At 62.0% G+C, this 4,184-nt stretch carries 2 protein-coding genes and 1 pseudogene; 1 reads left to right on the top strand and 2 read right to left on the bottom strand.

Annotated features, from left to right (window positions below; all coding sequences use genetic code 11):
• Window positions 1-851 (bottom strand): NAD(P)-dependent oxidoreductase (locus M3461_05255; protein MDQ3773796.1); only part of this gene is annotated, 851 nt, incomplete at its 3' end.
• 659 nt (window positions 852-1,510) lie between these two features.
• Between M3461_05255 and M3461_05250 the strand changes: the two are divergent.
• Window positions 1,511-3,054, top strand: a pseudogene (locus M3461_05250) (trehalose-6-phosphate synthase).
• A 189-nt stretch (window positions 3,055-3,243) separates the two neighbouring features.
• Here the strand turns inward: M3461_05250 and M3461_05245 are convergent.
• On the bottom strand, window positions 3,244-4,184 hold a 941-nt coding region (locus M3461_05245), incomplete at its 5' end, for a hypothetical protein (GenBank protein ID MDQ3773795.1).

Here is a 4,184-nt window from a genome sequence, read left to right as displayed (position 1 = left end):
TCCGGCACGAGCAGCGCCGCCTTGTGCTGGAGCCAAGCGCCGGCCTTGGCCGCCAATTCCGGCACCTGCCGGGTCTCCCATTCGGTCTCGCCGTGGATCAGAAACGCCAGCCGGTTTTGCAACGCCTCGTAGCTCATCACCTGCGGCTCACCGACCAGCAAGGGAAGCTCGGCCGGGAGCGATTCGCGGCGCTCCACCAGACGCACAAAGGCATCGATCACATCTTCGATGTGGATGAAAGACTGTCCGATCGCGGGGTCCGCGGCATACAGGTGCGCGGCCAGGTGGCGCTCGTAAATGCGCCGGATCTGATGGGCTAGAAAGGCAGAGCCGCAGCGGTCATTGTAGATGCCGGCGATGCGCAGCAGCACGTATGGGATCCGACCGTGGTGCTCGCGGATCGCCTCCTCTGTTTTCAGCTTCGATTGCGGGTAAGGCCAGTTGGCTTCCAGCGGAGCGTCCTCGGCGATCGGCAGTCCCGGACGGGTCGGCGCGTGGACCAGCATGGTGCTGGCATACACGAACTGCTCGACGTCGAAGCCTTGCAACGCGCCGAGCAACCGGCGCGTACCGTCCACGTTGACGGCATCGTACAAGGGATTGGGTTCCCCCGAGAGATCGAAATAGGCTGCCAGATGCAGCACCGAAGCGATGCGATCGCCATGCTGCTCCTTGATCGCTGCGAGCCCCAGCCGCACGCTTTCATCGGAAGCCAGATCGACGGCGACGCAGTCCTTGCAATCACGGTCTACCCGGACCGCGCGAAAGCGCGCTTCGAGTGCATGACAGAGCGCCGAGCCGATGGCGCCCTCGCTGCCGGTGACGATGACGGCAGGTTTACCGTCCCTCATAGACGCACACACGCCGCGATGGTATGCCTCGATGGCTCCCCCAGGCGTTCCCGAAACGGTCGTTCCCGAAACGGTCGCGTTGGAACAGACTTCAGCGGGCTCACTTGAGCATGAGTGGAATGAAGGTTGAGTGAATCCCCGTCCCAGGCCTACCGTGCCCGAACCGCACAGTATTTCTCCATACTATCGATGATCAATCAGTTTATCACTGTTACGCCGTTGTAACGAATACTCATCACTAGCACCCCCCTGGCCTGGCATATGGGTTGCGCGGCAATTGGCTGCCGGGTATTGCAACCCTTACAGCCTCGACTGGAAAATGTTACCGAATCGGCCCCCATGGGACACCCGTACCCTTTCCCTCGCACACCCTAACTCCCTGACTGAGCGCGGTTATGTCAGAGTTCGCCGAACTCGGCATGAAGAGTGCCGTCCAGCCGATACGGAGGATCTCGGCTTACGGCGCATGATTGGTTTTCCCCCCATATGCCTCCCCTTTTGCCCGCCTCGGGGTGCCCCCCTCCCCCTATGTGGCATCACGGGCGGGATTCTTTTTTGACCTGGCGATGGGGTTGGGATAAGGTGAAGGGGAAGGGGATGATAGCGTGAAGGGGGTTGTATTAGAAGGCCAGCGTTTGCCGGGTTCCTGGGCCGGAGCGCTGAGCCAGGCTAAGAGGAGAAGCCGGTTGATTGTGGCATCGAACCGCTTGCCGGTGGTGCTTGGGGCGGGCGCGGAGGGGCAATGGAGTGTAAAACCCGGCTCGGGCGGGCTGATCACCGCGCTGGTCCCGGTACTAAAGGAGCGCGGTGGGATCTGGATAGGCTGGCCTGGGACCAGCAACGGCGACGGCGACCTCGTACATGCGGTGACCCAGGCGGGCGAGCATTTCGGGTATACGCTCAGGCCCGTGATGTTGAGTCCTGCGGAGGTCGAGGGGTTCTACGCTGGATTCGCCAATGAGGTCCTCTGGCCCCTGTTCCACGATCTGCAGTCGTTCTGCAATTTCGACCCGCAGTACTGGCAGAGCTATCGCGAGGTCAACCGGCGGTTTGCCGAGGCGATCCGTGAGACCGCGACCGGGGAAGATCTCATCTGGATCCACGATTACCATCTCATGCACGTGGCCGCCGATCTGCGAAACTCGGCGTGCAGTCGACTATCGGGTTTTTCCTGCACAGCCCCTTTCCGCCGCTCGACATCTTCCTGAAGCTCCCGTGGCGAACGGCACTGTTGCAAGGCTTGCTGCAAAGCGATCTGATCGGTCTGCAGACCTTGCGAGACCGGCGCAATCTCGTGCAATGCCTGCAGTCTCTGCTCAAGGGGATCAAGATACAGGGCAAGGGACAGGTGCTGACGGCCACCACCTCGGATCGGCAGGTGCGGATCGGGCATTTTCCCATCAGCATCGACTACAACGCGTTCGTAAAGCGGGCCGCCACTCAAGCAGTCGCGGACCAGGCCAAGGAGCTTCGCGATCACCTCCCGGAAGGAAAACTGATCTTGGGTGTGGATCGGCTCGACTATACCAAGGGTATTCTTTGCCGTTTGCGGGCCTTCAGGCACGCGCTGGCCCGCCACCCGGAGCTTCGGGGGCGGGTGTCGCTGCTCCAGGTGGTGGTCCCGAGCCGCGTCGATGTCCCCGAATACCTCAGGCTCAAGACGGCGATCGAAGAGCTGGTAGGCGCGATCAACGGCGAGTGGGCCCAGCCCGGCGACTGGCTACCCATCTGGTACGTATTCGGCTGCCTCAGTGCCACTGACCTCATCGCCTACTACCGTGCCGCGGACATCGCCCTGGTGACGCCGCTCAAGGACGGCATGAACCTCGTGGCAAAAGAATATTGCGCGTGCACGATCGATGATGAAGGCGTATTGATCCTGAGCGAGTTCGCTGGTGCCGCGGCTCAGCTCGGAAGAGGCGCGTTGCTGGTGAACCCCTACGATACGGAGGGTGTGGCCGACGCGATCCACCGCGCCTGCCGCATGAGCGACGATCAACGGCGGGCGCGGATGCGGCGATTGCGGCGTTCCATCCGCAGGAACGATGTCTTCCGGTGGGCCGATGCGTTCTTGCGCGCGGCGCTCACAGAGGACAACGCCTCTTCACCCGCCCGGAAGCAGCGTTTGGTTGCTGGTACCATCGGAGATCTCCACCGTTTCGCGGGCCTCGACAGGGCGATCCGTCCCCCCGACATGCATTGACGGATGAGCGTGGCGGATCGTGGCGGCAATAGGTGCACGATGGGAAGGCACATATGGGCACCTCTAAAAATTGTCTTTGTCACGGCGAATTGTGGTTTACAGCGAGTCATGGCTAAGGGGGCAAGTTTCAGCGTTAGTTGAACACTTGTTTGACATCGACGTGACAAAGTTTCAGCGTTAATTGAACGCTCATGGCTTCCCCTGAAATGGTTTGTTGGGACGAAGGTAAGGTAACTCGCGAAGCAACGGCTGGTGATGGGGGTCGCGGCGGCGCATGGCGTAGAAGCGGATGCGCTGATGGGTGAAGTCCACCTCGCAGCGCACCAAGCGATGAACCCAGTGTTCAGCGACAGGGAAGGTTTGGGCAAGCAGAGGCACGTTGCCTTGGTCGTCGCTTCGACGCAGGTAGATCATCGTTCCCTTGAGCGGGGTGTTGAGGTTGAGCTTGAACCCTTTGGGGAATCGGCGGCGGTTGGGGGCGGCTTCTCGTCGAGTGGCCGTTTTGACGCGGTAAGCGATGATGTAGCGTCCGGAAACGGCCACCAAGCTTGCGAGGTCGGGGCAATGGTGGCGCTGCCAGACTTTGCTCTGCCAGAGGGCGTTGAAGCCTTCGATGGCGTTCTGGAAGCCGTGCTCGCGGGGTGGGGCGAACACCGGGATCACCTGCAAGGCCAGACACAGCCGGCTCACGCGGCCGACCGTGTCGGTGAACTGGTGCGCACCCTGAAAGATGGTATCGTTGTCGAACTGCGCATAAGTCGGCAACCCTTCGCGGCGCCAGCGATCGGTAAGGGCTTCGAGGGTCGCCTTGGCGCTGGGATGCTCGACCACCCAGGCATCCGCCAGCGCCCCGTGCAAGCTGGTGGCGGTGAGTACCGAGAACAACGGCCCCCCGGCGATCTTCAAGTCCTCGATGAAGTCAAAGCTGTCCAACTCGGCCTTGCCCTTGGCGAGAGCGGGCAGATGCCAGCCTTTCGGCGGCGCCGGACGGCGTTGCCGATGCGTGCCATCGAGCGCGCCGTGGCGCTCGAGCACCCGGTAAATCGTCGTGCGCGAGGGAAGCTGCTCAAGCGAGCTGTCCTCTTGCAGCGCCAAGCCGATCGCATCGGGCCCGTACTCGCCCAGGACAC

This window comes from Pseudomonadota bacterium, assembly GCA_030860485.1.
GTDB lineage: Bacteria > Pseudomonadota > Gammaproteobacteria > JACCXJ01 > JACCXJ01 > JACCXJ01.
This window is presented reverse-complemented; position numbering and strand designations above follow the sequence as displayed.